At 43.0% G+C, this 25105-nt stretch carries 19 protein-coding genes and 2 tRNA genes; 13 read left to right on the forward strand and 8 right to left on the reverse strand.

Annotation, left to right across the window (positions count from 1 at the left end; all coding sequences use genetic code 11):
- The first annotated feature begins 7 nt into the window (after positions 1-7).
- From C505_RS0103315 to pseI, 4 genes are read left to right on the forward strand one after another with little or no spacing between them, the layout of a single operon-like run.
- The gene (locus C505_RS0103315; protein ID WP_018691167.1) at positions 8-730 is read left to right on the forward strand and encodes a cytidylyltransferase domain-containing protein; all 723 of its coding nucleotides are present in this window, start codon (positions 8-10) and stop codon (positions 728-730) included.
- Positions 708-2012 (forward strand): aminotransferase class III-fold pyridoxal phosphate-dependent enzyme, encoded by a 1305-nt coding sequence (locus C505_RS0103320; protein ID WP_018691168.1) that lies wholly within the window; start codon positions 708-710, stop codon positions 2010-2012. The genes C505_RS0103315 and C505_RS0103320 overlap by 23 nt, the downstream gene beginning before the upstream one ends.
- Positions 2009-3526, forward strand: a complete 1518-nt coding sequence (pseG, locus tag C505_RS0103325) for a UDP-2,4-diacetamido-2,4,6-trideoxy-beta-L-altropyranose hydrolase (RefSeq protein ID WP_018691169.1) — start codon at positions 2009-2011, stop codon at positions 3524-3526. Before C505_RS0103320 ends, pseG begins: the two co-directional genes overlap by 4 nt.
- Positions 3510-4583 carry a pseudaminic acid synthase gene (gene pseI / locus C505_RS0103330; protein ID WP_018691170.1) on the forward strand — a complete coding sequence of 358 codons (1074 nt, stop codon included), beginning with the start codon at positions 3510-3512 and terminating at the stop codon, positions 4581-4583. Before pseG ends, pseI begins: the two co-directional genes overlap by 17 nt.
- Positions 4584-4611: 28 nt before the next feature.
- On the opposite strand, the gene C505_RS0103335 is transcribed toward pseI, so the two are convergent.
- A tRNA-Arg gene (locus C505_RS0103335) sits at positions 4612-4688 on the reverse strand.
- 13 nt (positions 4689-4701) lie between these two features.
- Positions 4702-4794: transfer RNA gene (locus tag C505_RS0103340), tRNA-Ser, on the reverse strand.
- A gap of 372 nt (positions 4795-5166) precedes the next feature.
- Between C505_RS0103340 and C505_RS0103345 the strand changes: the two genes are divergently transcribed.
- The gene (locus tag C505_RS0103345; protein WP_018691171.1) at positions 5167-5646 is read left to right on the forward strand and encodes a hypothetical protein; all 480 of its coding nucleotides are present in this window, start codon (positions 5167-5169) and stop codon (positions 5644-5646) included.
- A gap of 190 nt (positions 5647-5836) precedes the next feature.
- Here the strand turns inward: C505_RS0103345 and csrA are convergent, their stop codons facing one another.
- Positions 5837-6031 (reverse strand): carbon storage regulator CsrA, encoded by a 195-nt coding sequence (csrA, locus tag C505_RS0103350; protein ID WP_018691172.1) that lies wholly within the window; start codon positions 6029-6031, stop codon positions 5837-5839.
- Positions 6032-6269: 238 nt separating this feature from the next.
- Positions 6270-7175, reverse strand: a complete 906-nt coding sequence (locus C505_RS0103355; protein WP_018691173.1) for a lipase family protein — start codon at positions 7173-7175, stop codon at positions 6270-6272.
- 134 nt (positions 7176-7309) lie between these two features.
- Here C505_RS0103355 and C505_RS0103360 point away from each other — a divergent pair, with 134 nt between their 5' ends.
- Positions 7310-7546, forward strand: a complete 237-nt coding sequence (locus C505_RS0103360) for a hypothetical protein (protein WP_018691174.1) — start codon at positions 7310-7312, stop codon at positions 7544-7546.
- Between the two features lie 67 nt (positions 7547-7613).
- Here the strand turns inward: C505_RS0103360 and C505_RS21280 are convergent, their stop codons facing one another.
- Positions 7614-8414 carry a hypothetical protein gene (locus tag C505_RS21280; protein WP_018691175.1) on the reverse strand — a complete coding sequence of 267 codons (801 nt, stop codon included), beginning with the start codon at positions 8412-8414 and terminating at the stop codon, positions 7614-7616.
- A gap of 127 nt (positions 8415-8541) precedes the next feature.
- On the opposite strand from C505_RS21280, the gene C505_RS0103370 reads away from it, so the two are divergent.
- From C505_RS0103370 to C505_RS0103395, 6 genes are read left to right on the forward strand one after another with little or no spacing between them, the layout of a single operon-like run.
- Complete coding sequence (locus C505_RS0103370; protein ID WP_018691176.1) at positions 8542-9849, forward strand: hypothetical protein; 1308 nt, start codon at positions 8542-8544, stop codon at positions 9847-9849.
- A gap of 9 nt (positions 9850-9858) precedes the next feature.
- A complete protein-coding gene (locus C505_RS23425) occupies positions 9859-11445 on the forward strand; it encodes a FecR family protein (RefSeq protein WP_018691177.1) in 1587 nt (528 codons plus the stop codon).
- A 3-nt stretch (positions 11446-11448) separates the two neighbouring features.
- Entirely contained in the window at positions 11449-17184 is a 5736-nt protein-coding gene (locus tag C505_RS0103380; protein WP_018691178.1) for an Ig-like domain-containing protein, read from the forward strand.
- A gap of 8 nt (positions 17185-17192) precedes the next feature.
- Complete coding sequence (locus C505_RS0103385) at positions 17193-18023, forward strand: MBL fold metallo-hydrolase (protein WP_018691179.1); 831 nt, start codon at positions 17193-17195, stop codon at positions 18021-18023.
- The gene (locus tag C505_RS0103390) at positions 18005-20236 is read left to right on the forward strand and encodes a CHASE2 domain-containing protein (RefSeq protein ID WP_211215041.1); all 2232 of its coding nucleotides are present in this window, start codon (positions 18005-18007) and stop codon (positions 20234-20236) included. The genes C505_RS0103385 and C505_RS0103390 overlap by 19 nt, the downstream gene beginning before the upstream one ends.
- Before the next feature lie 11 nt (positions 20237-20247).
- Positions 20248-21876, forward strand: coding sequence for an HD family phosphohydrolase (locus C505_RS0103395; RefSeq protein ID WP_018691181.1), 1629 nt, complete (start codon positions 20248-20250; stop codon positions 21874-21876).
- Here C505_RS0103395 and C505_RS0103400 read toward each other — a convergent pair.
- Positions 21864-22496, reverse strand: coding sequence for a CatB-related O-acetyltransferase (locus C505_RS0103400; RefSeq protein WP_018691182.1), 633 nt, complete (start codon positions 22494-22496; stop codon positions 21864-21866). The two genes, C505_RS0103395 and C505_RS0103400, sit on opposite strands and share 13 nt — an antisense overlap.
- 112 nt (positions 22497-22608) lie before the next feature.
- Positions 22609-23055, reverse strand: coding sequence for a secondary thiamine-phosphate synthase enzyme YjbQ (locus C505_RS0103405; RefSeq protein WP_018691183.1), 447 nt, complete (start codon positions 23053-23055; stop codon positions 22609-22611).
- A 358-nt stretch (positions 23056-23413) separates the two neighbouring features.
- Here C505_RS0103405 and C505_RS0103410 point away from each other — a divergent pair, with 358 nt between their 5' ends.
- A complete protein-coding gene (locus tag C505_RS0103410) occupies positions 23414-24073 on the forward strand; it encodes a hypothetical protein (RefSeq protein ID WP_018691184.1) in 660 nt (219 codons plus the stop codon).
- A 73-nt stretch (positions 24074-24146) separates the two neighbouring features.
- Here the strand turns inward: C505_RS0103410 and C505_RS0103415 are convergent, their stop codons facing one another.
- Positions 24147-24812 (reverse strand): alpha/beta fold hydrolase, encoded by a 666-nt coding sequence (locus C505_RS0103415; protein ID WP_018691185.1) that lies wholly within the window; start codon positions 24810-24812, stop codon positions 24147-24149.
- Positions 24813-25105: the final 293 nt, after the last annotated feature.

The following is a 25105-nucleotide window of genomic DNA, read 5'->3' on the forward strand; positions in this document are numbered from 1 at the left end:
GACCACCATGATTATCGGTGTGATCCAGGCACGAATGACATCGACCCGCCTACCAGGAAAGGTGCTCAAGCCATTTCTAGATAAACCAATGCTGTGCTGGCAGGTCGAAAGAATTCAGCAATCCAAAAAGCTAGATAAAATCGTTATTGCAACCAGTCATGAGGCCAGTGATGATGCGATTGCAGAACTTTGCCAGGAAAAAAGTTGGCTCTATTTCCGCGGTTCATTGGATGATGTGTTATCTCGTTTTTACCTCTGTGCATCTCACTATCAGGCAACCCATATCGTGCGGCTCACAGCCGATTGTCCACTCAGTGATCCTGTCCTCATTGATCAGGTGATATCGCTGCATTTGGACCAAGGAAATGACTACACAAGTAATTGCTATCCCCATACTTTTCCAGATGGTGTTGATGTTGAAGTCATGACATTTCATGCTTTAGAACAAACCAATCATCATGCATCAACTATTGATGAATGTGAGCATGTCACACTCTATCTGAGGCAGCCTGAACATGGATTTACCATTGGTGCACTCCATGCACCTGAAGATTATTCAGGTTTACGTTGGACAGTAGATTACCCAGAAGATTTCGAAGTTGCATCGTTCATCTTCGAGCAACTAGCTGACCAAGGATGTTTTGGTTATCAGGACGTCATACAACTAGAACAAAAATATCCCGAGGTTTTCTCAAGGAATAAACATTATGTCGTCAAAGCCGAGTCCTGACTTCACATGTTCAGCCACTTGGCATGCAAGAGCCAGCCAGTGTATCCCATTAGCATCACAGACATTTAGCAAGAGCAGCTATACTTACCCGTTTGGCGCTTCACCACAATTTGCAGCCCATGCGAATGGTTCGACTCTCGTTGATATCGACGGGAATACCTATTTAGACTTTGTGAGTGGCCTGCTTTGTATCAGCCTTGGCTACGCCGATCCGGATGTGAACCAAGCCGTAAAATCTCAACTCGATGATGGCAGTATTTACTCACTACCACATCAACTGGAAACGGAAGTTGCAGAACGTCTGATCCAATATATTCCCTGTGCAGAAATGGTACGTTTTGGTAAGAATGGTTCCGATGCAACATCCGCTGCAATCCGCTTAGCCCGTGCATTTACCGGGCGAGATCATATCCTCGTCTGTGGCTATCATGGCTGGCATGATTGGTATATTGGTACAACGGTCCGTGACTTAGGCGTTCCACAAGCAACTCAAGCTTTAAGCCATACATTTCCATACAATGACATCAATGCAGTTTCCCAGCTTTTCGATACATATCAAGGCAAAGTTGCGGCAATCATTATGGAGCCGATGAACTTGGAATGGCCAATCGATGGCTATCTTCAATCCATACGGACGCTTTGTGATCAGCACCAAGCATTGTTGATTTTTGATGAAACCATTACAGGATTTCGATTTCATATGGGGGGCGCTCAAAGCTTTTTTGATGTCACCCCAGATTTGGCGACGTTCGGTAAAGGGATGGCAAACGGATTCCCTTTATCAGCCATTGTAGGGAAAAAACATTTGATGTCTTTGATGGAAGATATCTTTTTTTCGGGGACTTTTGGGGGGGACACGATTGCTTTAGCTGCGGCCAAAGCAACAATTGACAAACTGGTTTCCAGCAAAGCGCTTGCCCATATTCAGCAAATAGGTGAATACCTGATCGAACAATTAAATGCCCTCATTATAAGCAATCATCTATCCTCATTATTTCAAGTCAAAGGTCATCCAAGCTGGAGCTTTTTAAGTATTCAAGAAGGAAACAACTATCCAATGATGACCATCAAGACCTATATTTTACAAGAATTATGTTCTCGAGGAATATTGAGTAATGGAAGCCATAATTTAATGTATGCGCACACCAAGAGTGATATTGAAAACTTGCTGAATGCCTATCAGGAAATCTTGCCATTGGCTTATCAGCACGATCAAAATCAAACCTTGTTGGATGCACTACATTGTGCGCCTCTCGAGCCAGTATTTAAGGTACGCGGATGAATATTATCTTTCGTGTTGATGCATCAGCAGAGATCGGTGGTGGACATTTTTTTCGCTGCTTGGGGATCGCCGATGTACTTAAATCTCAAGGCAATACCTGTATCTTTATGTCTCAATCACTTTCAAAAGATATGGAAGAATTATTAAATCAAAAAGAACACGGGTTATTGCAGCTTGATGCGAAAACAGAGAAAGAAGAGATCAAGCTTTGCCGACTATTGCTTTATCGTTGGATGCAACAACATGGTGAAATTCACACCATTATCATTGACCACTATCAACGGTCTCATCAATGGGAAAGTGCATTTTATCCAATTTGTAAGCGCTTCGTTGTCATTGATGATCTAGCAAACCGCCCTCATATGGCTGATATTCTGTTGGATAGTTCACTCGGTAGAAAGCCTATAGACTATGAGAAATTACTTCCGGAGCATTGCCAAGTTCTTGCTGGTGCAGAGTTTACCCCATTACGCTATGAGTTTTCCAAGTGCCCACCGACGGAAAAAATTATCCAGCATCGACAGCACCCTAAAAATAAAGTGCTGATTGCCATGAGTGCAACTGACCCAGAAAACATGACAGAAACAGTTCTTTCTATCCTAGAAGATTGGAAACATGGGCCAAAATTCCAGTTTTCCGTTGTCCTCACCTCTGGTGCAAAGTATTTGGCGAATGTCGCCAACAAAGTGAAAAAGTCCCCTTTGAATATCACACTCCATCGCGATGTTTCGAACATGAGAGAGCTGTATTTTAAACACGATCTCGCTATCGGTGCTGCTGGGACAAGTGCGATGGAACGTTGTGTGTGTGGCCTGCCGAGTGTCGCCATTGGCATCGTTGATAACCAGATGTTCAACATTCAACAATTTATGAAAGCCAATGCACTGCTCGCGGCTTTAGATAGACACGAACTTGAAGAAAAGCTGGTGTCTTCAATTGAGAAATCTGCTTCAAATAAGCAATACTATCAAGAAGTTGTTAAAAATGGGCTCGCATTGTGTGATGGGAAAGGAATCTTAAGGACTGCCAATGCATTCCAAGCAGAGTTACCCGCATATCGGATTTGGTTTCGCGCTGTCAATGCGATGGATGTGAAAGTCATGTACGAATGGCAATGTCATCCTGATACCCGAAAGTACAGCAGAAATCCTGAGCCACCTTCGTTCGAAGAACATCAACTTTGGGTCGAACGCAATTTGCTTAGCAGTCAAAACCAACTCTGGATGCTCTGTCATCAAGAAGCAGGGACTAAAGAAGAAAAGCTTGGTGTGATCCGCATTTCGCCAAACTCAGAACGAGAACACAATGAAGTCTCTATTTACCTGAATCCAGCAATGTATGGACAAGGTATCGCTACACGCGCATTAACATTGCTGCTTGGCATTTATCAAGAGCAAAAACTGGAAGCTTACATCCAGCCTGATAATAAAGCCTCGGTAAAATCTTTTCTCAAGGCTGGTTTCCGTCCAACAAAACAAGACTGGTATATCGCAACTTATGAATCCAAAATTTGAGCCCACAATTACAATTGATGATCGAACGATTGGATTTGGGCAGAAACCCTACATTATTGCGGAGTTATCTGGGAACCACAACGGTGATATCAACCGAGCCAGACAGCTCATTCATCATGCATCAAAAGCTGGGGCAGATGCTGTCAAATTACAGACATACACAGCAGATACCATGACTATCGATTCCAGTTTACCTGATTTTCAAATTAAGGGCGGTTTATGGGATGGGAAATCTTTGTATCAATTATATGAAGAAGCGCATACACCTTGGGAATGGCATCAGGAACTGTTCGATTATGGCAGACAGTGCGGGATCAGCGTATTTTCAAGCCCCTTCGATGAAAGCGCTGTCGAATTTTTAGAGTCATTGAATACACCTGCATATAAAGTTGCCTCGTTTGAGCTCACCGATCATTGCCTGCTTCGTGCAATGGCTGAAACCCAGAAACCCTTGATCATTTCGACAGGTATGGCCAATTTGGAAGAAATTCAGGAAGCACTTTCTGTCATTGATCAGGCAGGGAACCATCAAGTGATCCTGCTTCACTGCATCAGTGGTTACCCCACCCCACTGGACCAATGTCACCTAGCAACGATACCCGATCTGGTGAGCCAAACAGGAATTGCCGTTGGTTTATCAGATCATACGCTTGGCCATCTTGCCAGTAGCGCAGCCATTGCGCTTGGTGCTTGTGTGATTGAAAAGCATGTCACACTACGAAGAGAAGATGGCGGCCCTGATGCTGCATTTTCTCTTGAGCCAGAAGAACTATGCGAACTTGTGATTGCCTGTCAAAAAACCTACAAAACGGTTGGTTCACCCTGTTATGAACTCAAAAAAGCAGAAGAATCAAACCGAACATTTCGCCGCTCGATTTATGTTGTGAAAGACTTGAAGAAAGGCGATGTCCTTTCAGAGAGAAACATTCGTCGTATCCGACCCGGATTTGGGCTAGCACCCAAATATTACGATGAATTACTGGGTAAAGAAGTCAACCAGGATATCTCTATTGGTACCCCATTGAATTGGAAGTTTATTGATCAGGAAGATATTTAGAGAGAAACAAAAAAAAGTCTAAAAACACTGGCGCGCTCGGGAGGACTCGAACCTCCAACCGCCTGGTTCGTAGCCAGGTACTCTATCCAGTTGAGCTACGAGCGCGTTGTTTTAAAAATGGCGGAGAGAGAGGGATTCGAACCCTCGATAGGGCTACAAACCCTATACTCCCTTAGCAGGGGAGCGCCTTCAGCCTCTCGGCCATCTCTCCGTCTTGTGGGCGTGTATATTAGAGGATTCAGAAAATAAGTCAAACAGTTTTTTTGCCCTTTTTATTTGTTTGCTTTCATTTTATCCAAACTGCTATAAAATCAGCCTCAACGTCTGTTTTTTAATGAATTTTTAGCCAATTTTGACTTTAATAAGAGGTTTTACCGGCTTCATCAAGGAAAATAGACCCGTGCAATGATCAAGGATATCCATGTTTGCATAAGCAGATATCATTGGGTTGCACATTTGTCAGTCGTTCATCAACTTGAGTAAACCTTTGCAAACCTTCGCCCCAATTCAGCTTTCATTCATCTGGCAACTCTATAGTTCTTATCTGCCGTTCATCTATATCAAAGGTCTTTAAACAATAACGATGTTGTATTTTCGTGACTTGTCTTCTTTTCTCCTGCTTGGGTGCATTGGCTGTCAGCCTCAACTCCCCACACACCTTGAAGGCCATTGGCAGCCCGATATCAAACAAACACGCGCATCCTTAGAGGTTCGCTTAGCAAGCTGGGAAGAACAGCGGCACTTTATTGAAGATATCGGTTTAGGTCAGCAACACTTAACCTTTATGCCTCAAGGCCTCAAAGTTTACTTTGCAGGTGAAGACTTGCAAACAATCCCGTGGAGTCACTACCAGGTCCAGTCCATCTCAATGTCCGATATTTGGCTCGAAGTAAAACACCCCTGGGATTTGCATAGCGAAATCTGGCACATCCACCATACGAGAACAGAACCATGCTTATATATCCAAAAAGATACTTGGCATATCAAAGAATACTATTGTCGAATAGATAATAAGCGTGAGTTGAGCGTCGCTAAAAATAAGCCGTTTTCTTTTCGATTTTGAAGTACTCAGAGAATACGTTGATGAGAAACATGAAGCGAGCAGGTTACATGTGCGGAATAGAAATATCTAAAAGTGGAATATCTAAAAAGAAGTCTTTTGGAAAAAGGAACGTGAAAAGAAGGAATTTAAAGAGAATAAATGTAAAAAAAGATAACGCCAGCCAGGATAACTCCAGACTGGCAGTCTATCTTTATGCTTCTTCGTCCTGCTCAGAAGTATTCTTCTCAGCTTGAATTCGCATATAGATTTCCTCACGGTGTACAGAAACTTCTTTAGGTGCATTCACACCAATTCGAACCTGATTTCCCTTTACACCTAAAACAGTGACAGTTACATCGTCACCAATCATCAAAGTTTCGCCAACACGACGAGTTAAGATAAGCATTCGCTTCTCCTTTAGAGTCTAAAACTTCCATCAAATCGCTAAACCCCTGTATTTTACCCCAGAGATAACCACTTTGGAAACTACTAATCAACGCCTTACTGAGCTTTTCCCACAATTCCAACCAAATTTATTAATTAATATGGGTCCTAGGGCGCATATATTCACATAATCCATGCTAAAAAATGAATGAATACCCAGTTACAATTAAAGTACTTATTTCTTAAATTTGGGAAATATATCATGTTTTTTCAGTTTTATGAGGAGTAAAGGGCCAGTCAAGATTATGCAAACTATTTTGCAAATACTTAGCAATTGCGTGATCATGGATATCGTCGTCTGATAAATCTTTGAGTTCTTTCAGGATTGAGATGGGCTGCTCCACCCCTACGATTTTTTGATATTGCTCATCCTTGCAAAGCATATAAAACTCACCCACATGGACATAGTCAACAGAAGGCACCTCAGGAACAGGATCGCCTTCATTGACCTGACGAAAGTAACGACCTGCAATAACCAGATCAACCCAACGCTGAAAAGCCTTGTTTCCGACTCTAGGCTGTCCGTAATTGATGATTTGTGTAAAATCTTTTAACTCGTCAATCATCAAGACCGACAGCAATGCTTGCGCAGCACCTAAACTATGCCCAGTCACATACAAAGGCTGTTGTTGCCGAAGCTGCTGCATATCTTGTCGAATAGAACTAGCCATTGAAAGGACTGAATGATAGAAGCCGTCGTGGACTCGTCCAAACTGAGCCTCGTTTCCTTCGAAAGGCACGTGCTTGACTTCAATATCTGTGACCCAGTTCATAAGATTATCTGTGCCACGAAACACCAAAATGGTATAGGTCTGGCTGGATAAAATCAGGTAACGATACTTCAGCGAATACTCAGGAAAGTCTCTCAATTGAAACTGCAAAGATGGATCCACACGCTGCCATTGCTGAATCGTCGCTGTGATCGTTGACTCTGATGCATAGGCAAGCTGTGATAAGCGAGCCAGCATTACATTATTTTTTGGCTGATAAGTCGCAATGGGCTTAAAGTCGAATGCTTCATCGCAGATGAGAGGCGGCTCTGTTGTTTCATTGGTCATCATATATCCTCCTTTGACAACCATAGACGCCAAAAAAGAATCCGCCATATGGAATATCTTCCTCCTGAAATTTTATCATTTTTATTCATTTTATTTGACAAATATCATACGTTCTACTAATAGCCTTCTGGGATAATTTCGGCAACTATGACGGCTCATCCTGATTGCATGAGGAGAAAAAAATGACGAGTGAACTCTCAAAAGAGGAACTGGTAGAATATATTGCTGCCTTGGAGTACATGCTTGCACAAGCGATGGCCCTTGCAGTCCGCCATGATAAAGATCCTGAAGGTAGTCTTGTCAGTATGCAGGCAAGCTTCTCTGACGTTGCTGCGAGAAAAGGGGTATTTGCCGGGATGGACAATATGGGGTATCAAGCGGCTGAGCGTATTTATACCTCAGTCAAGTCGAGCCTATAAAAACGAAAAACAAATCGATAATTATCAATCTATAAAAAGCTCTCCAGCTTTTGTCGAGACCTATGGTTTAACCATAGGTCCGATAGAGTTGACGATGTGCATCAAGTTCTAAAACATGGTATCCCTCAGGCGGTACTTCTAAACTCTGCTTTGTCATTCCTTCAAAAGTTTGCATAAATAAATCAAATTCTTTTTTATTCTCATAAAAATGAGATCGAGTTTGCTCTTCCTGTTGCCAACGCCATTGCTTCACCATCTCCCAGCTCGGCGCTTTTAAAAATATCCCTAAGTCTATTTCCTGAAATAACTTCTGATAATCACCAGCTAAATGTTGATGAATAAACAACCGCCATTCTTTCTCATTCCGCAGCATTTCATCTGGTTTATGCTGATATAACCCGCTTTGATTTGGAAACGCATCAAGATGATTTACCGAAAAACCAAGGCACCACCCTTCAATGAGTAATATATCTGCTTTTGACACAGGAACTTTTTTCACGTCTGGCTCATCAGACTTTTTATCAAAACAAGGTAATTCGAAAGGTTGCCCAGCACGAAAATTATGAATGATATGGCGTAAGTCTTGAACATGATGTGTTCCCGGTACACCTCGGTATCGAAGCAATGGATGAATCCGCAGAGCAAGCACTTCCCTTTCTTTTCTACTCAAATAAAAGTCATCTAAAGAGCAGCTCACCAACTGGATATTACGTGTTGTAAATGTTTCTGATAATTGCCGACTCAGTGTTGTCTTCCCCATACCTTGAGCACCGCTTAGTCCAACGACGACTTTACGAGCATGACTCTGTTGCTGACACGTCATCCACGATTGCTGAATCAGTGTCATCACATGATGATTCAGTCCCATTTCTCTCTCAAAATATCTTCTCACTCAAACAATTTTAGCCAGCAATTTCAAAACCTTTGTCTACACTTAGCGTTGGGCTAACGCTGACCATTGACGATAATCAACAATAATAATGGGAATATAAACGGTGAATACGACCCTTTCTTCTATTTTTTATTGCTTCTGTTCAAGCTTACTCATTTTTTCTCACTCAATCATCGCTGCCCCATTAGATCGGCTTCAATCCTTGATCCGTGATAAACAATTCGCGGATGCAGAGTTAGAAGCAGAACGCTGGTACGATGATTTCGCAGGTACTCCAAAATTCGACTTTCTTTTGGGTCAGCTGTATATCTCACAACAGAAAAATCAACGTGCCGTTTTTGCCTTAGAACGCGCAGTCACAGAGATACCAGAATGGGGTGTCGCAAAGCTCTATCTTGCACATGCCTATTTCCAATCAGAAAACCTGCAACTCGCCAGAGAACAGGTAAGCTCACTCTTAAAAGACAAACAAACAGTGGCGGCCCTGAAAGACCAAGCATCTAAAATGCTGGAGCTCATCAATAAAAAAGAACTGGCCAGGAAAGAAATCACCCGACAAACATTTTCGATTGCCTTTACGAATGATTCCAATGCCACCAGTGGTTCAGAAGATAACGAGGTGAGTATTCCTAGAATCGGTGTGATCCCAAATCCCGCAAAAGATGAGCGCGATGCGTTTTTTAATACGACCTATCGTATCCTTTACCAAAAACCGATTACAAACTTAAAGAGTTTTCAATTTTCCAGTGGTCACTCATTTGTTCGATATGATGATCTGAATACACTGAATCGTTATCAAGCTGATATTGGTGTTGCTTATCTCGATACAATGTTTGACATGAACTTCAGCTTTGGGATCACCTACCGCCCGATGCAACTCCAAAAAAGCTGGTATCGAAATGACTGGGAAGGCGCGATTAGCCTCAATGGCTCTTTCACTGAAAACCTAAGCTGGAATGCACAAGTTTCTTATACCGATGCGAATAATGTACAAAACGATCAGTTGGATATGGACATTATTCGTGGTGCTATTGGACTCTCATTAAAACTCGGTGACCACCGATTTATGATCAATTATTCCCAGACAGAAGAAGAAACGGATTTAGAAGAAGGTAAGCATAATGGCCGCGAAACAATGCAGGTTGGCCTTTTTTACTTCTGGCTGCTCAACAATCAATGGTTGCTCACTGGAAACACAAGTTTCCAAGAAGCTGATTACAATGGCAAGCATAATCTATTCGGCATTGTTCGTGATGAAGAGCTGCGCACCACAGGAGTTGGCCTCACATATACGGCCAATGCTGCCAATCAGCTTATCTTACAAGCAAAACATACGGATAAATCATCCAATATCAAAATGTTTTCGTACAAAAAAATTGAATTTGGCCTTACCTGGCGTCATCACTTTTAGGAGAAAGTCATGTCTGCAAGCAAAAAGTATGCTGTTGTTCATGTCATCCGTCCATCAGCCTTGCTGGTGATTTCGGTCTTAGGGAGTTATGCCTTTTCTTCTCAAGCAGCCGTCGTTGCGGGGAAAACGTTGATGGCAAAAGGGCGTGTCAATGCTGTCGACACAATTACCAAAAAGGCGAGAAAACTCAAAAGACGAATTCCTGTATACGGCACTGATGTGATTGAAACATCGAAAAAAAGCCGGACACAAATGCGCATGGTCGATGGCGGTTTGCTTGCACTCAGTGAAGATTCGAAAGTGGTGATTGCAGAATATAAATTTGACCCGAGTTCAGAAAAAGCATCAGCTGTCATTGAGCTGGTTAAAGGTGGTTTACGCTCCGTCACTGGTGCGATTAAAGAAAAAGGCGGAGACTATACCATCAAAACACCCGTCGGTTCGATCGGGGTCCGAGGAACACATTTCGAAGTGGAAATCATCGACGGAGATATGTTTCTGGCAGTTTGGGATGGGGCAATCGATTTAACTGTTGATACTGGAACAGGTGTAGATACCGTTTCTTTCGGAGAAGGTGAAGACTTTAGTTTTGGTATCGTATCGGAAGAAGGTGAAGTCACAGAACTATTGGAACCTCCAGAGACCTTCGGTGAAAGCAGAACCGCTGTTTCAGATGAAGAAGACAGCGAAGGTGGTGACGAAGAAGAGTCGGATGAAGACAGTGGAGAGTCCGATGAAGGCAGCGGAGAGTCCGATGGAGGCAGCGGAGAGTCCGATGAAGGTAGCGGAGAGTCCGATGAAGGTAGCGGAGAGTCCGACGAAGATAGTGGAGAGTCAGACGAAGGCGGAGAAAAGGAAGAAGCCAGTACAGACAGTGGCCAACAAGAGTCATCTGAGGGATCTTCCGAAGGCGAAGCTGAGCAAGCAGACAGTACAGAAACGGCTGTCGCATCAAATAATCAACCTGCCCAGGGAAATACACCAACTCAAACGACATCTACTCAATCAACAGCCCCCGTATCATCAAATGCACCTGCCGATGTTGGCCCAATTGATACAGCAGCCGTTACGCCTGACGCCATTGAAACCATTGCTGTTGCCAATGATCCATCTGTGGATTCAATCATTGAGTCCGAAGTCCCAGATATTTCCGTTGGTATTGGAGGCGATCTAGAGGGTGATCTCACACGAGAAGAATTTAACGCCATTGAAGCTCCTCCCAGTCAGGCTGAACTCATTCAACAGCTCAACCTAAGAAATGATGAGTTTACTTTCTCAAATGTGATCGCTTCAAACGGGTTAGAAAACCTGCAAGTGAATATGACGGTCAACTTCAGTAGCGAAACGGTTACAACAAGCGGCTCCCTTTCATTTGATGATGCAGGTGGGGAATGGTTTGCAGCATTTACAGGGGCATTGCCACAAAATTCAACTGAATTACAGATGAACGTGAATTTTGCCTCCCATGGAAATAATGAGGCAATCGGAAATATCAATGCCCAGTTTTTTAACCCAAACACATTACAAGGTGCTGTCAACCTGCAAGAAATTAATAACCCAAGTGTCACAGCTGGGGGCACGTTTACGGTGGAATAAGCGATGACTCAAAATCAACAAGAAAAATACCAGCTTACAAACATAACCCGTCCATGTCGATATATTGCCATTCTTATCGTAGGGATGATGCTATCTGCATGTGGTAAAAGTGGTGGTGAAGAGCAAATCGCCGTTTCACAACCGCAAACGGATGACGGAATCAAGGTTCAAAAAGAAGTGACAGTCACACCGGACATGCTTCGTGAATTTCCTCTCGGACAACTTGTCAAAGGGAAACCATTGAGAGGGAACGCCAGTGTTTCTTCCCGTTTCTTAGCACCGACAGGTTCATTAACCTTTCCACTTGGAACAAGCTTCAACGAAAATCTGACCATGGATGTCATCGCCGCAGATCCAATTGAGTCGTTATCCGGTGTTTTTGTTCGTGTCAATCAATTTCCAGCAAGTGTACCACTTTGCCAAGGTGATTGTGGTAACGACTTCCGTGCCGTGATCTCAAACTTTAATCCAGGTTGGACAGGTGCTCAACCAGGACAAATCACATTATCTCTCTTTGGACAAACACCGAGTGGCGACCAAATTGAATTGGCAAAAGGTGACGTCATCTGGCAACCTGCGTCTTTTGGCAACATCACTCAAGATAGAACTGAAACGAGTATGTCATTGACATGGTCACCCATACCGGGTGCATTGCGGTACAATGTTTATGTCAGTGATACAGAATTCCCAGAAAGACGTTTCCTTGGATCACACGCAAATATTTTCAAGACCTTAGCTTTACCGGCAACGACTGCTTCATTCGATCTTCCAACACCAGATGCTGTGCTATTTGCATTCGTCACCGCCGTCTCTCCTTCTGGTGAGAGTAGCATTAGCCCACCACTCAAACTTGGTCTGGTAGCAGAAGAGCCTCATGTTGATCCCGTTGCAAATGACGATACATTTACGATGATAGAGGATTCAACAACACCACTCTCAGGTAATCTATTAAGTAACGATACCGATGCTGATGGCGATTTGATCCAATTACAAACAGTCCCGATTCAACCACCTCAAAAAGGCACCGTGACTCTGCAGCAGGATGGGACATTTAATTACACTGTCAATCCGAATGAAAGCGGGGTTGATACATTTGTGTATGCAATCACCGATGATTTCAGCCAAGCGCTCATTCAAGGGAACGTCACAATCAATATCACCGATATTAATGATCCTCCAGATGCACAAAATGACAATTACACGTTGAATGTATTCCAAGATACTTTCACCGTTCCTGCGGAAAATGGGCTACTCGCAAACGATAAAGACTTTGAAGGCCAACCGATAACACTCAACCCAAACCTAATTGAGCCACCAGGGAAAGGTCAAGTTACGATAAATGAAGATGGGAGCTTTTCCTACGAGGTCACACCAACGACTGATTTTGGAGAGTCGGATAAATTTATTTACGAAATATCAGATCCTGAAGGATTAACAGCACAGGCGACTGTGACCATTTTCCCACCCTCAACCGATGGTAATTCCCCCCCCATCGCAGTGAATGATAGTTACACCGTGGAAGAAGATGGCAAGTTAGAAGTTTCCATTTTTGACTCTGTACTCTCAAATGATTCAGACCCGAATGGCGATCCTCTTGAAGCAAGTTTACTTGACCCAGAAAACTCAACCACCGATGGTGAATTGGCGTTTGCTGATGACTCTTCTTTTACATACACCCCAGATCCAAACTTCAACGGAACAGATCAATTTACATATATCGTGACAGATGGAAAACAAATTGCACAAGCTGTGGTGAATATCACGGTTGTTCCTGTGAACGATGCACCTGTTGCGGCAGCCGACTCTTATGAGATTATTCCAAATTCGGCTTTGAATATCGCAGCAACAAATGGTGTTCTCATCAATGATGGTGATGAAGATGAAGATCCCCTCACAGCGGTCTTAATTTCTCCACCGGGACAAGGAACACTGACACTCAACACTGATGGCAGCTTTACTTATACGCCAATTGAAAACCAGGCTGACAGCACGAATTTCACTTATGCAGCCTCTGATGGAACAGCACAATCAATTCCCGTAACCGTGACACTGACCCTCAATAATGTGCCTCCTGTCGCCGTCAATGATAACTTTACAACGCCTGAAAATGTGCCATTAACCAATGGCAATATTTTAGCGAATGACTCCGATCCAAATGGCGATACGATAACGGTCAACACAACACCAATTACAGGGCCAGCAAATGGCACGATATCGCTGAACGCGAACGGTACCTTCACCTATACGCCCAACCAAAACTTCTTTGGCACAGATACATTCACCTATCAAATTACAGATGCTGTTGGACAAGCAGATACTGCAACCGCAACGATTACGGTCACAGATGTTAACTTCGCGCCAGTTGCGAACCCAGATACATTCACGATCCAAGAAGATACCACGCTCAATGGTAGCAGTATTATTCAGAATGATGTCGACTCCGACGGTGATACTTTATCTTTGATCACAACCCCCTCTTCACTACCAAGTAATGGGACAGTCACTCTCACTTCCAATGGTATATTCACCTATATACCAAACCAAAACTTCAATGGGACAGATAGTTTTGGCTATCAAGTCACTGACGGAGTCGAGACCGCCAGTGGTACCGTGACTGTGACTGTGACTCCAGTCAATGATAACCCAGATGCAGTGAATGATACGTTTACGATTAATGAAGATACATCGTTGACTGGACAGAACCTCTTGACGAACGATATCGATGTCGATGGCAATACAATCAATGTGCTAGTGACCCCAACAAGTTCACCAAGTAATGGTGCTTTGACGATCAACGCAGATGGTACCTTTACCTATATCCCAAATGCTAACTTCGCCGGAGTCGACTCATTTAGCTACGGGATTACGGATAATAATGGTGGAACAGATACAGCGACGGTAACGATGAACATCACGGCTGTGAATGATCCCCCTGTTGTTGCAGACAGAACAATCAGTATTGCAGAAAATACCGGTGCAGGTGTCCAAATTGACACTGTTGGTGTCACAGATGTCGATAATACGTCTTTTACCTACTCGATTACGGCTGGAAACAACGACGGTATCTTCTCTGTGAATTCAAGTGGCGGTTTTTTGGTATCCAATACTACAAACCTCGACTACGAAACCACAACACAATATGTGATCACAGTTTCAGTATCCGATGGTACTACCTCAAGTTCCGGCACTTTCACGATCAATATTACAAATATTGAGGAGCCAGGAAGCTTTGTGAGCGATGCAGCAAAAAGAACAATCGTAGAACTACATGCAGATAATCAACAAGATATCACGAACAAAGTATTCCAACTCTCCAGTGGTAAATATCTCATGATGGCGGATACTTTGGATTTAGTCTCTGTTGTCGCAAAAGGCGCTCTGGTCCGTTTTAATGCGGACGGGACACTTGACCGAACATTTGGGTTTGATGGGATACAACTCTTCAATGGGATCACACCCAGTTTTCAATTAAGGGATATGATTGTTGAAAATGACGGTAGTACTTGGCTCATTGGGACCTCCTATACAGCAACAAATCAGTTGATTATTCTCAGAACGACAGCTTCCGGTGCATTAGATACAAGCTTTGATTCTGACGGCTACTGGGAATCTAGTTTTGGGTCACACACCTCGGCACATCGCGCCCTCAAAGATAGTAGTGGTAACTTGATCATTTTTGGTCTGCAAGAGGTAAGTACCCAAGACGATTTCGCATTGTTTAAATATGATATTAGTGGATCTTCTCCGAGCCTATCCAATTCAATCACAGTGGACTTTTTTGGTCTGAGTGATGTTGCATCAGAGCTTCTCATCGACTCGAGCCAAAACTTCATTCTTGTCGGTCAAGCCTCCAATAGTGGTGGAAATGAAATCGGAGTCGCGAAGGTAAATGTGAGTTTTAATCTCGATACTGGTTATGGTGCAAGTGGTAAATTTACCCATAAAGTAAGTACAAGTACAAATAGTGACTTCCCTCTTGCTGGCATCCTTGACTCGTCTGATAGACTCTTTGTCGGTGGTGGCGCAACGTTTGCGGGAGGCTTTGATGGATTCTTACACGCAGTCACAAATGCAGGTGTCACAGACACATCATTTGCCAGTTCCGGGACTTTACAGATAGATGCCGATGGTGTGAATGGCTCCAGTAACAATTCTGATGTATTGGATCTTGCATTTGACGGGACGAGTCTGCTTGTCACTGGCGCATACTTTGACACCGCATCGAATGTTCAGACCTATATGCGAAAGTACAATGTTTCTTCAGGAACATTAGATACCTCTTTTGGAACCAGTGGGCAATTTAATATGACCCATACAGATACTGGTTCTCATCCACATCATGTCATCGTCCAATCTGACAATAAATATGTCATCGTTGGGGATACTTTACGCGTCGCAGAAGCCAGTCGTGAAGAATTATTTATTGCACGTTTATCCAATACAGGCGTTCAAGATACAAGCCTGAGTACGGATGGCATTAACACAACCAACATTGGCTTTGGTGACGATGTGATTGAAGACCTGATTGAGTTAAAAAATGGGACTCATGCCGGAAAATTTATTGTCGTTGGTAATGTAAATAAAAGCTCCGATAGCCAGATCATCGTTGCACGGTATCTTGCAAATGGTGGGATTGATGAAACCTTTGGACAAAACGGCCGCGTAACGTTTCTTTATGCAAGTTATGGCACGGTTCATGGGGTGACCGAAATGAGCGATGGAAAGTTGCTCTTATTTGGAAAAACAGCCACGAACCGAGCAACGATCATCAAACTTTTAGACACTGGCACTTTTGATGGAACTTTTGCATCCTCTGGCGTGTTTACAGAATCAACGATTGTCTCAATGACATCAGAATTTCGTGCTGTAAAAGAATTGTCGGGTGGGAAATTACTCCTTTCAGGCTTTGGTAAAAGCAGTACGTATAACAACCCAATGATTGTTAGGCTCAATAGCTCAGGGACCTTTGATACCAGTTTCAATACAACTGGATATTATTTTCAATCGCTATCCGGCTTGGATGAGCAGCAAATCTATCATGCAGCAACGACTTCATCTGAAGACAAATATGTTTTTGTTGGCCAGGCGAATAATGAATTACCAATCGTCATGATGTTAACCAGCTCCGGCGCATTAGATACATCATTTAATAGTACTGGTTTTGATACATCCACACCAACAGGGCTGACTGTTGATCGATTTACGCAAGTTGGGCTTGATTCTAACAATATTATCTATGCCGCAGGAGATGGAACTGAAGATACAGGATCAACTAACAGAATGATGGTCGTTTCCTATAACTTAAACGGCACAAAGAATAATAGTTTTAGTAGTGATGGCGCGAACAGCTATGATGTCAGTGCATCCAATACAAATCCGTTAACTGTGAAAAAAATGATTGTCGAAGCCAATGGTGGTCTGATTATCGCTGGTAATACACATAACGCTTCAAGCGCACAAGTCATTTATTTCACCCATATTCATACAACCGGCACAAACAATGGTGACTTAGATACACAGCTGAATAACACAGGCATACAAAGGGTCGACCTCGTCACCCGTGAGTCGTGGCCGACACAAGCCATTAGTTTGGGTGGATTTACCTTTAGTGAAACCCCGCCCAACAAACAGATCGTCTTTGGTGTTAGTGCTGATACTTCGAATGCTGCGGGTCGAACAGATAAAGATTTTGCGCTTTTCTGGACAGACTTTAAGGAACAACAAATCTCAAATGATTAGAATGAATTATGATTGTTGAATTTTACGGTGTCCGAGGATCTGCCCCTACGCCGGGGCAGCAAACGGTGAAATACGGTGGCAACACACCTTGCACCTATATCGAGTCAAGTAAAGGTGATACTTTGGTGCTTGACTCTGGCACAGGTATTGTAGGGCTTGGTCAACGCTTGATTAAAGAAGAAAAAGATATTTATATCCTGTTGACCCATAATCATTGGGATCATATTCAGGGCTTTCCATTTTTCGCACCGATTTACCAATTCAACCGGAATATTCATATATACGTTCCACCAACCGATCCGCCTCTTTACGAGGCAATCCTTAAACAAATGGAGCATCCATTCTTTCCTGTTCCGCATGATGAATTACACGCGAATGTGAAAATCCATGGATTGGTCGATCATGAGCCAACCATGAAGTTATGCAACTTTTCTATCGCAACAAAGCGATTAAACCATCCTAATGGCGGCTATGCCTACCGTATTGAGAATAAAGAAGGCTCAATTGGTTATATTGTTGATAACGAGTTGGATCCCCCCTACGAAAAAGCCACAACCTGGGAAGAATGGGTTGATTTCCTTCAAGGTGTGGACATCATGATCCATGACGCTCAATACACTCAAGATGAAATGCCCCATAAACATGGCTGGGGACATTCTTTGATTGAAGACGTAGTGCAACTTGCGAAAGAAGCAAGAGTCGGTACTTTGATTTTATTCAGCCACGACCCTGCACGTAGCGATGAGCAAGTCGATGAACTAGTCAGAAATTTACGTAAACGAACCTATGACTTTCGGATCATTGCTGCTCGGGAAGGCATGTGTCTGAGCCAGCCTTAGTCCTCTACTTTCGACACCATACCTGGGCAATCCTTTCAGGCATTGGCATCATGCTTTTGATGGTTCTGCTTCAGTTTAGCCCTTTGGAAATCACTCAGCGTTTGCTGGCTCGGTTTGACGGGATCATTTATGACAACAAAATGCGCCATCTCATTCCAGCAAAACTTTATGACAATGTTTCGATTGTGATCATTGATATTGATGAAAAAAGCATTAAAGAAGAAGGCCGATTTCCTTGGAGCCGCCGTAAAGTTGCTCAGTTAATCAACCAGCTTTCAGAAGCTGGGGTGATCATGACTGCATTCGATGTGTTATTTTCCGAATCCGAGCGGCACCCGCTTGATGAAATCAATACGGTACTTCAAGAAAAGTCACAGCAGATCCCAGAAAATTTATTACCTTTGCGACCCGTATTAGATGCGGATTTAGCAATGACAGAAGCGATGACCGAGCATGAGGTTATCCTGGGAACTATTTTTCAACAGGATGAAATGGTTCGGATTAATCAACTCCCGCAAAACACCAGCTTGGTTTTTCAAACGCCAGAGCACGCATCAAGTATCAAGCATTTAACCTACACCGGATTTACCACCAGCCTACCTGCATTGAATGATGTCTCTGCTGGTTTTGGGTTTATCAATGCGATTAATGATCCCGATGGCTTTATTCGCAAAGGTGCACTCCTCATTGAGCATGGGGGCAAGTTTTACCCCAGCCTTTCAGTCGAAATGGCCAGACTGTATATGTTGCTAGATGAAACCATCATCTTGACCAATGAACATGGAGAACAGCCCGTGATCTCTGGATTAAAGCTTGGAGAGTTAGACATTTCGACAGACGCACGAGGACAAGTATTGATCCCCTATGTCGGACCACAACGGAGCTTTCCATATATATCAGCCACAGATGTCTTAAAAGGAACTGTTGATCCGGATATTCTCAGCGAAAGCCTAGCGATTGTCGGAACCTCTGCTGTTGGGCTAAGTGATTTAAGAACGACGCCAGTCGGTGTCCTCTATCCTGGTGTTGAAGTTCACGCGAATTTACTCAATGCACTCATTCACCCAGAAAATATGATTGCCCGACCCGACTGGTGGCAAGGTGCAACCCTGCTGATTTTACTGATCATCGGCCTCCTCATGGCATTTATTTATCCAATGTTAGGGCCATTGGTGATGCTCGCCTGTTCGCTATTTATCTTAATGGGGCTCATTGGTAGTAACTTGTACTTATGGCAAAAGGCTCATCTCGATCTGCCCTTAGCATCCTCTTTATATCTATTGGTTTTTGGCACTTTATTTTACTTCCTGCGTGGCTTTTTGATGGAAGCATCATCTCGCCGACAAATCAAAGGAATATTCGACCAATACGTGCCACCTGCCCATATCGATGAAATGCTGGAACACCCAGAGATGGCAACGCTGGAAGGTGAACGGAGAGAAATGACTGTCCTATTTTCTGATATTCGCAGCTTTACGTCGATTTCGGAAAAACTCAGTGCAAATGAACTCAAAAATATGCTCAACCGTTACTTTTCACCCATCACAAAGATCATTTTTGAAAATCAAGGCACCATTGATAAATACGTGGGTGACATGGTCATGGCATTTTGGAATGCCCCGCTCACCGATCCAAAGCATGCCGAAAACTGTGTCATTGCAGCCTTTGAGATGCAACGGCAAACTGCGCTCCTTCGAGATGAATTCTGGAAAGACCATTTGCCCCAGGTTTATGTTGGCATCGGCATTAACACCGGTTTTATGAATGTCGGTGACATGGGATCCGAATACCGCAGAGCTTATACCGTCCTCGGGGATGCAGTGAATTTAGGCTCACGTTTGGAAGGACTTACAAAATTTTATGGTGTCGAGATTTTGATAAGCGAATCAACCAAAGCGTTATGCCCCAAAATTCTATGTAAAACGGTCGATAAAGTGAAGGTCAAAGGAAAGGACGAAGCGGTAACTATTTACGAACCCATCGATACTGAAAGTGAAGAATCCCCAGATAAAGAAGAAGTAACCCTTCATGAACAAGGGTTCAATGCCTATTTAGAGCAAAATTGGGAAAAGGCATTATTCATTTTCAACGATCTCCACAAGCGAAGTAAAAACACCCAGTTATACTCAATGTATATCGAACGTATTGATGCGTTGAAAAGTCAGCAGCTCCCAGCAGATTGGGATGGCTCATTTACGCATACGAGCAAGTAGGACTTCTTATCGTGGCGAATGGTTATTCTGAAAAAGATGCGCTTGAGTATCTCATCAAACTCGGTATTGAGCTTTCCAGTGAGTCAGATACAACGCTGTTACTCGAACATATTTTGCTGGGTGCGAAGAACATTTGTAATGCGGATGGCGGAACGATTTATTCGGTCACTCCACAAAAAACCTTAAAATTCGAAACACTGCTCAATGATACTTTAGGGATGCATATGGGGGGATCAACTGGGAAAGAAATACCTTTCCCAGAAATCCCACTCTATGTGGATAACGAACCGAATGCGAATGCACTTGTTGCTTATGCAGTTGCCACCGACCAGATCATCAATATTCCTGATGTGTATGCCTGCACAATCTATAACTTAAGCGCTGCTCGAGAAATGGACAAAAAGACGGGCTATCATACACAATCTGTTCTCACGATTCCCCTCAAGAATCACGAAGATGAAATCATCTCCGTGATCCAGCTCATCAACTCTCAGCGTAATCATGAAATTGTGCCTTTTCATGCCGATATCGTTGAGCTGATCCGTTCACTGGCCTCACTTGCTGCCGTTGCACTCACCAATAGACAGCTCATTGAAGGCATGGCAGAACTATTCGAATCATTCACAAAAATGATCGCTAAAGCCATCGACGAAAAGTCCCCATATACGGGGGGGCACTGCCGACGCGTCCCTGTATTGACCATGATGATTGCCGAAGCTGTGCACAACACCGAAGATGGTCCGATGGCTGAGTTTCGAATGACAGAAAAAGATCGCTACGAACTGAGCACTGCCGGATGGATGCATGACTGTGGCAAAATTGCCATCCCAGAATATGTTATGGATAAGGCAGCGAAGCTAAGTACTGTATTTGATCGCATTGAACTGGTTGATGCCAAAATAGAAATTGCGCTCAGAGATCTGGAGTTAAAATACAAAGAAGATGCGCTGGAGCTGTTATCCCAAGGCAGCTCTGACTTTTCTGCCATTAAAGCTGAATTTGATAAAGCACATGCACAACTGGAAGATGACCGGGATTTTCTGCGTAAAGCCAATATTGGTGGTGAGTTTATGACGGAAGAAGATCAACAGCGGGTGTATGATATTGCGAAGCGGAATAAGATCTCGATTGATTATCAGGAACAACCGCTGTTAACCGATGAAGAGATCTATAATCTCAAAATCGCCAGAGGCACACTCACCCCGGAAGAGCGAACCATCATTAATCATCACATGGATATCACCATTGAAATGCTCGAATCTCTTCCCTTCCCGAAGCACCTCCGCAATGTGCCTGAATATGCAGGGGGTCACCATGAAAAAATGGACGGCACGGGTTACCCTAAAGGACTTAAACGAGATGAAATGTCTGTCCCTGCGCGAATGATGGCAATCGCAGATATTTTTGAAGCGCTGACCGCTGCTGACCGACCCTACAAGCCTGCCAAACCAGTATCTGAATGCTTGTTTATCATGGGTAAAATGAAACAGGGTGATCATATAGATCCAGATCTATTCGATATATTTATCGACCAAGAGGTTTACCTCCAGTACGCCAATGCACACTTAAAAGAAGAACAAATGGACGAAATTGACCTGAACAAAATCCCGGGATATATTCCAAAAGATCAACGCTCTTGATCATACGCATGATAAGCTGATTCCAAAGCTTCAACATCACTCGCTGTGATGAGATGCTGTAAAGCTGAGAATTTATCTTCGGACATCTCGTAAAGCTTTAACTTCAGCAGGCGCTCGATGATTTCTGGCTCAAAGCGATACTGAATCAGTTTTGCTGGATTACCGCCAACGATTGAATAGGGTGGTACATCATTCGCAACAACAGAGTTTGCAGCAATCACAGCACCTTCTCTGATACGAACACCTGGCATGATCATCGCCCGCATACCTATCCAGGCTCCATCGTCAATGACGGTATCCCCTTTTCCTTCATATGATGCCACTAAAGTCTCTAAGAATGGATAGCATGAGAACCAGTCCAGCCGGTGGGTATGATTTCCACCCATTAAAATGACAGCTTCCGCGGCAATGCAGACAAAGTTTCCAATGTAGAGCTGATCAATTTCCCACTGTGGATCCCAGTTTTGGGAGCTAAATTCATCACCATACAGATAACGGACAACACTTTCTTCAAAGCTCCCTGTCCACGCATCGCTGTAATAACTTCGAGTGCCTTTGATATGAATATTGGGATTCTTCACTGTCTCGTGCAGGTATTCAACTTTGGACCAATGTTTCATGAGTTTTCCAAAAAAGAAGGAATTGTATTGATAAAGTGCTGAATAGAGCATGAACACGAGATACTGTGAAAGAATGCATCAGCTGTTTTTGTGGGTTAAATCTCAACTGTGTTTATTGATGTTCTGGTGTCGTATAATAACCTTCACCCTGGATCGTCACCACAATCCTTCTTGGCCCACCATGATTTCGATGTTCTCCCAAATAAATGCCTTGCCACGTCCCCAAGTTCAATCGTCCCTGAGTCACTGGAACCGTCACGCTATTCCCAAGTAAACTGGCTTTGATATGGGCAGGCATATCATCTTCGCCCTCATAGTCATGGGTATACAGGAAAATATCTTCTGGCACAGAGCGTGTCATATGTGATTCCATATCAGCACGCACGGTGGGATCTGCATTCTCATTAATCGTCAATGATGCGGATGTATGTTGAATAAAGATATGTGCCAGTCCAATAGAAAACTCTTTTAGCTCAGGAACGGCCGCGATCACCTCATCCGTGATCAAGTGAAAACCACGAGCCCGTGCTTTGAGTTGAATTGGTTTTTGAAAAAACATCGTTATGAATAAATAATCTGCGTCTTATTTGTATGGTATTGTGATCGTATTCAAGCAAAAAGTCATTGTTTGTGAAAACGTTAAAATGAAAAACAAAATCACCTCTCAAGGACTGTAACAAAGTCAGACATCCGATGTAAATCAGTGAAACACCTTATCAAACTTAAGCCATAAAAAACAATTAACCTTCTGAGTTAAATCAGCTTTATTTCTTTTTTTGAATTCAAAACTGTCATTCGCCCTTCACAGGAATCGTCGCTCTCGTTAGTATTTATTTTAGGTACATATGGTGAGCTTTTTTGATCTCCCACATCATTGTTCCCCCCAACCTCTGACATACTCGAATTGAGGAAGCAAAATGAAAAAATTATCAATATCACTTCTTGCTGGACTAACCATCACAGCATTCAATGTTGCAGCAAATGAATCTGGTGTACAACTTGCCGTTGATTGCACCTATGAATCATGCGCTTGTGAAGCAAAACAAGGTGAGCAAGGTAAAATTTTGGAGCAATACGGATCCGTGTTCCACATTCAATTGAATGAACAAAAAGATTGTTTAATCCCAGCAGAGAGCCTCATAATGACAGCGTCTGATGTTAAGCTTTCACCAGAATACAGTACAGAGAGTTCAAATCCCGCATTCCATGATGTTCTTGCCAGTAGTCCAAATATGGCAAATTACCTTTATAGCAATCAGATACAGCAAGAATCAAAAGTCGATGGCGATGTGATTTACACAAGACAACACCCAGGTGCAAAAGTCGAAGCCGGCTTTGGCGAAGTACTCGCTGCCACAATGCCAAAATTTGATGCACGGTTTAGCCAAGGGATCAGCCCGTATTGGACTTTCCAAATTCGGCTCGCACGAGTCAATAGCGGCTCTAAGTGGCACAATTATGCGAAAAATCTACCGACAGGTATTCAAACCATTAAACGCCGTGCACCAACACGCTGGATGAGTGAACGTGTAACAGCTTGGTCTTCTGTCAGAGAGTTCAAAGTGATCGTTTATTAAATAAGGACACCTCCAACGCAATCGGTTTCAACAAAAGCCATTTGTATCAATGAGTGGCTTTTTTATTCGACTCTCACAAATGAGTTTCAATCACTTGGTAAATTACTTCCCAACATTGTTTGGGATTCGATTGAAGCAGAAAGTGACCACCATCAATGCTCTCATGGTGGACGATAGAAAACACCGATTCAAAGTCCGATATTGGAGCATGTACAAGACAATCATGTTTCGCACTCATTACTGTACATGGAATACTTACCTTTAATGTCGGTGGGGAAAGTTGAGCAACCTCATTCAGCCTGATATTTATTGTACTCACCTCGACCATACCTAAGGCTCGATATAATAATGAAACAAGTTCAGGTGTCCAATGATGAAATAGCAATGGCCCAATAAACCTATCAGGAAGAAGTCGCTTTTTTACTAAACCTAAAGGGAGATAATTCGCTAACCTTGCTAACTGTGAAGAACATCGTAAAAAACTAGCCACAAAAATCACATGCTTAATTTTCAATGCTCCATTTTGACATAGCAGGTAACCAAGCATTCCAGAATAAGATTCTACCAATAGTATTACTTCTTTCTCACCAATTTCATCTGCTATATGAACGACTTGTTGCAGATAATTCAATTGCGCGTGAAGTGGGATCACCTGAAAAGGGATATTTGCAGGCAATTCTTTCAAAAATGGCGCAAACAGCTCACCTGTACCATCCATCCCCGGTAACATAATCAACATTTTTCTAAGCACCTTTTTGTACTATGCATACAATTATCTGCGAATAAGGATGAAGTCAAAAGTAGGATACTGAATTTATCTTTTTTCCTAGCCCTCTTGTGTACTCATCCACACAAAAATTCACAATATTGCGCGATTGTATCGTAAAAATAAGGGGTAATAACGAATAACCCATCCTTTTATCGCTCATTCAAAACAATGACCTTTCATTATTCTGTCAGATAAACGTTATCATTCTGAAATAGATAAAACAGTAAAAAATATGAATATAATCAATACGAAAGGTCGGTGAA

Source organism: Algicola sagamiensis DSM 14643, assembly GCF_000374485.1.
GTDB lineage: Bacteria > Pseudomonadota > Gammaproteobacteria > Enterobacterales > Alteromonadaceae > Algicola > Algicola sagamiensis.

What these genes read in the sequence shown, in the direction of transcription:
- C505_RS0103315 (WP_018691167.1), top strand. Translation starts at nt 8, where the DNA reads ATGATTATCGGTGTGATCCAGGCACGAATGACATCGACCCGCCTACCA.
- C505_RS0103320 (WP_018691168.1), top strand. Translation starts at nt 708, where the DNA reads ATGTCGTCAAAGCCGAGTCCTGACTTCACATGTTCAGCCACTTGGCAT.
- pseG (WP_018691169.1), top strand. Translation starts at nt 2,009, where the DNA reads ATGAATATTATCTTTCGTGTTGATGCATCAGCAGAGATCGGTGGTGGA.
- pseI (WP_018691170.1), top strand. Translation starts at nt 3,510, where the DNA reads ATGAATCCAAAATTTGAGCCCACAATTACAATTGATGATCGAACGATT.
- C505_RS0103345 (WP_018691171.1), top strand. Translation starts at nt 5,167, where the DNA reads ATGTTGTATTTTCGTGACTTGTCTTCTTTTCTCCTGCTTGGGTGCATT.
- csrA (WP_018691172.1), bottom strand. Translation starts at nt 6,031, where the DNA reads ATGCTTATCTTAACTCGTCGTGTTGGCGAAACTTTGATGATTGGTGAC.
- C505_RS0103355 (WP_018691173.1), bottom strand. Translation starts at nt 7,175, where the DNA reads ATGGCGGATTCTTTTTTGGCGTCTATGGTTGTCAAAGGAGGATATATG.
- C505_RS0103360 (WP_018691174.1), top strand. Translation starts at nt 7,310, where the DNA reads ATGACGAGTGAACTCTCAAAAGAGGAACTGGTAGAATATATTGCTGCC.
- C505_RS21280 (WP_018691175.1), bottom strand. Translation starts at nt 8,414, where the DNA reads ATGGGACTGAATCATCATGTGATGACACTGATTCAGCAATCGTGGATG.
- C505_RS23425 (WP_018691177.1), top strand. Translation starts at nt 9,859, where the DNA reads ATGTCTGCAAGCAAAAAGTATGCTGTTGTTCATGTCATCCGTCCATCA.
- C505_RS0103380 (WP_018691178.1), top strand. Translation starts at nt 11,449, where the DNA reads ATGACTCAAAATCAACAAGAAAAATACCAGCTTACAAACATAACCCGT.
- C505_RS0103385 (WP_018691179.1), top strand. Translation starts at nt 17,193, where the DNA reads ATGATTGTTGAATTTTACGGTGTCCGAGGATCTGCCCCTACGCCGGGG.
- C505_RS0103400 (WP_018691182.1), bottom strand. Translation starts at nt 22,496, where the DNA reads ATGAAACATTGGTCCAAAGTTGAATACCTGCACGAGACAGTGAAGAAT.
- C505_RS0103405 (WP_018691183.1), bottom strand. Translation starts at nt 23,055, where the DNA reads ATGTTTTTTCAAAAACCAATTCAACTCAAAGCACGGGCTCGTGGTTTT.
- C505_RS0103410 (WP_018691184.1), top strand. Translation starts at nt 23,414, where the DNA reads ATGAAAAAATTATCAATATCACTTCTTGCTGGACTAACCATCACAGCA.
- C505_RS0103415 (WP_018691185.1), bottom strand. Translation starts at nt 24,812, where the DNA reads ATGTTGATTATGTTACCGGGGATGGATGGTACAGGTGAGCTGTTTGCG.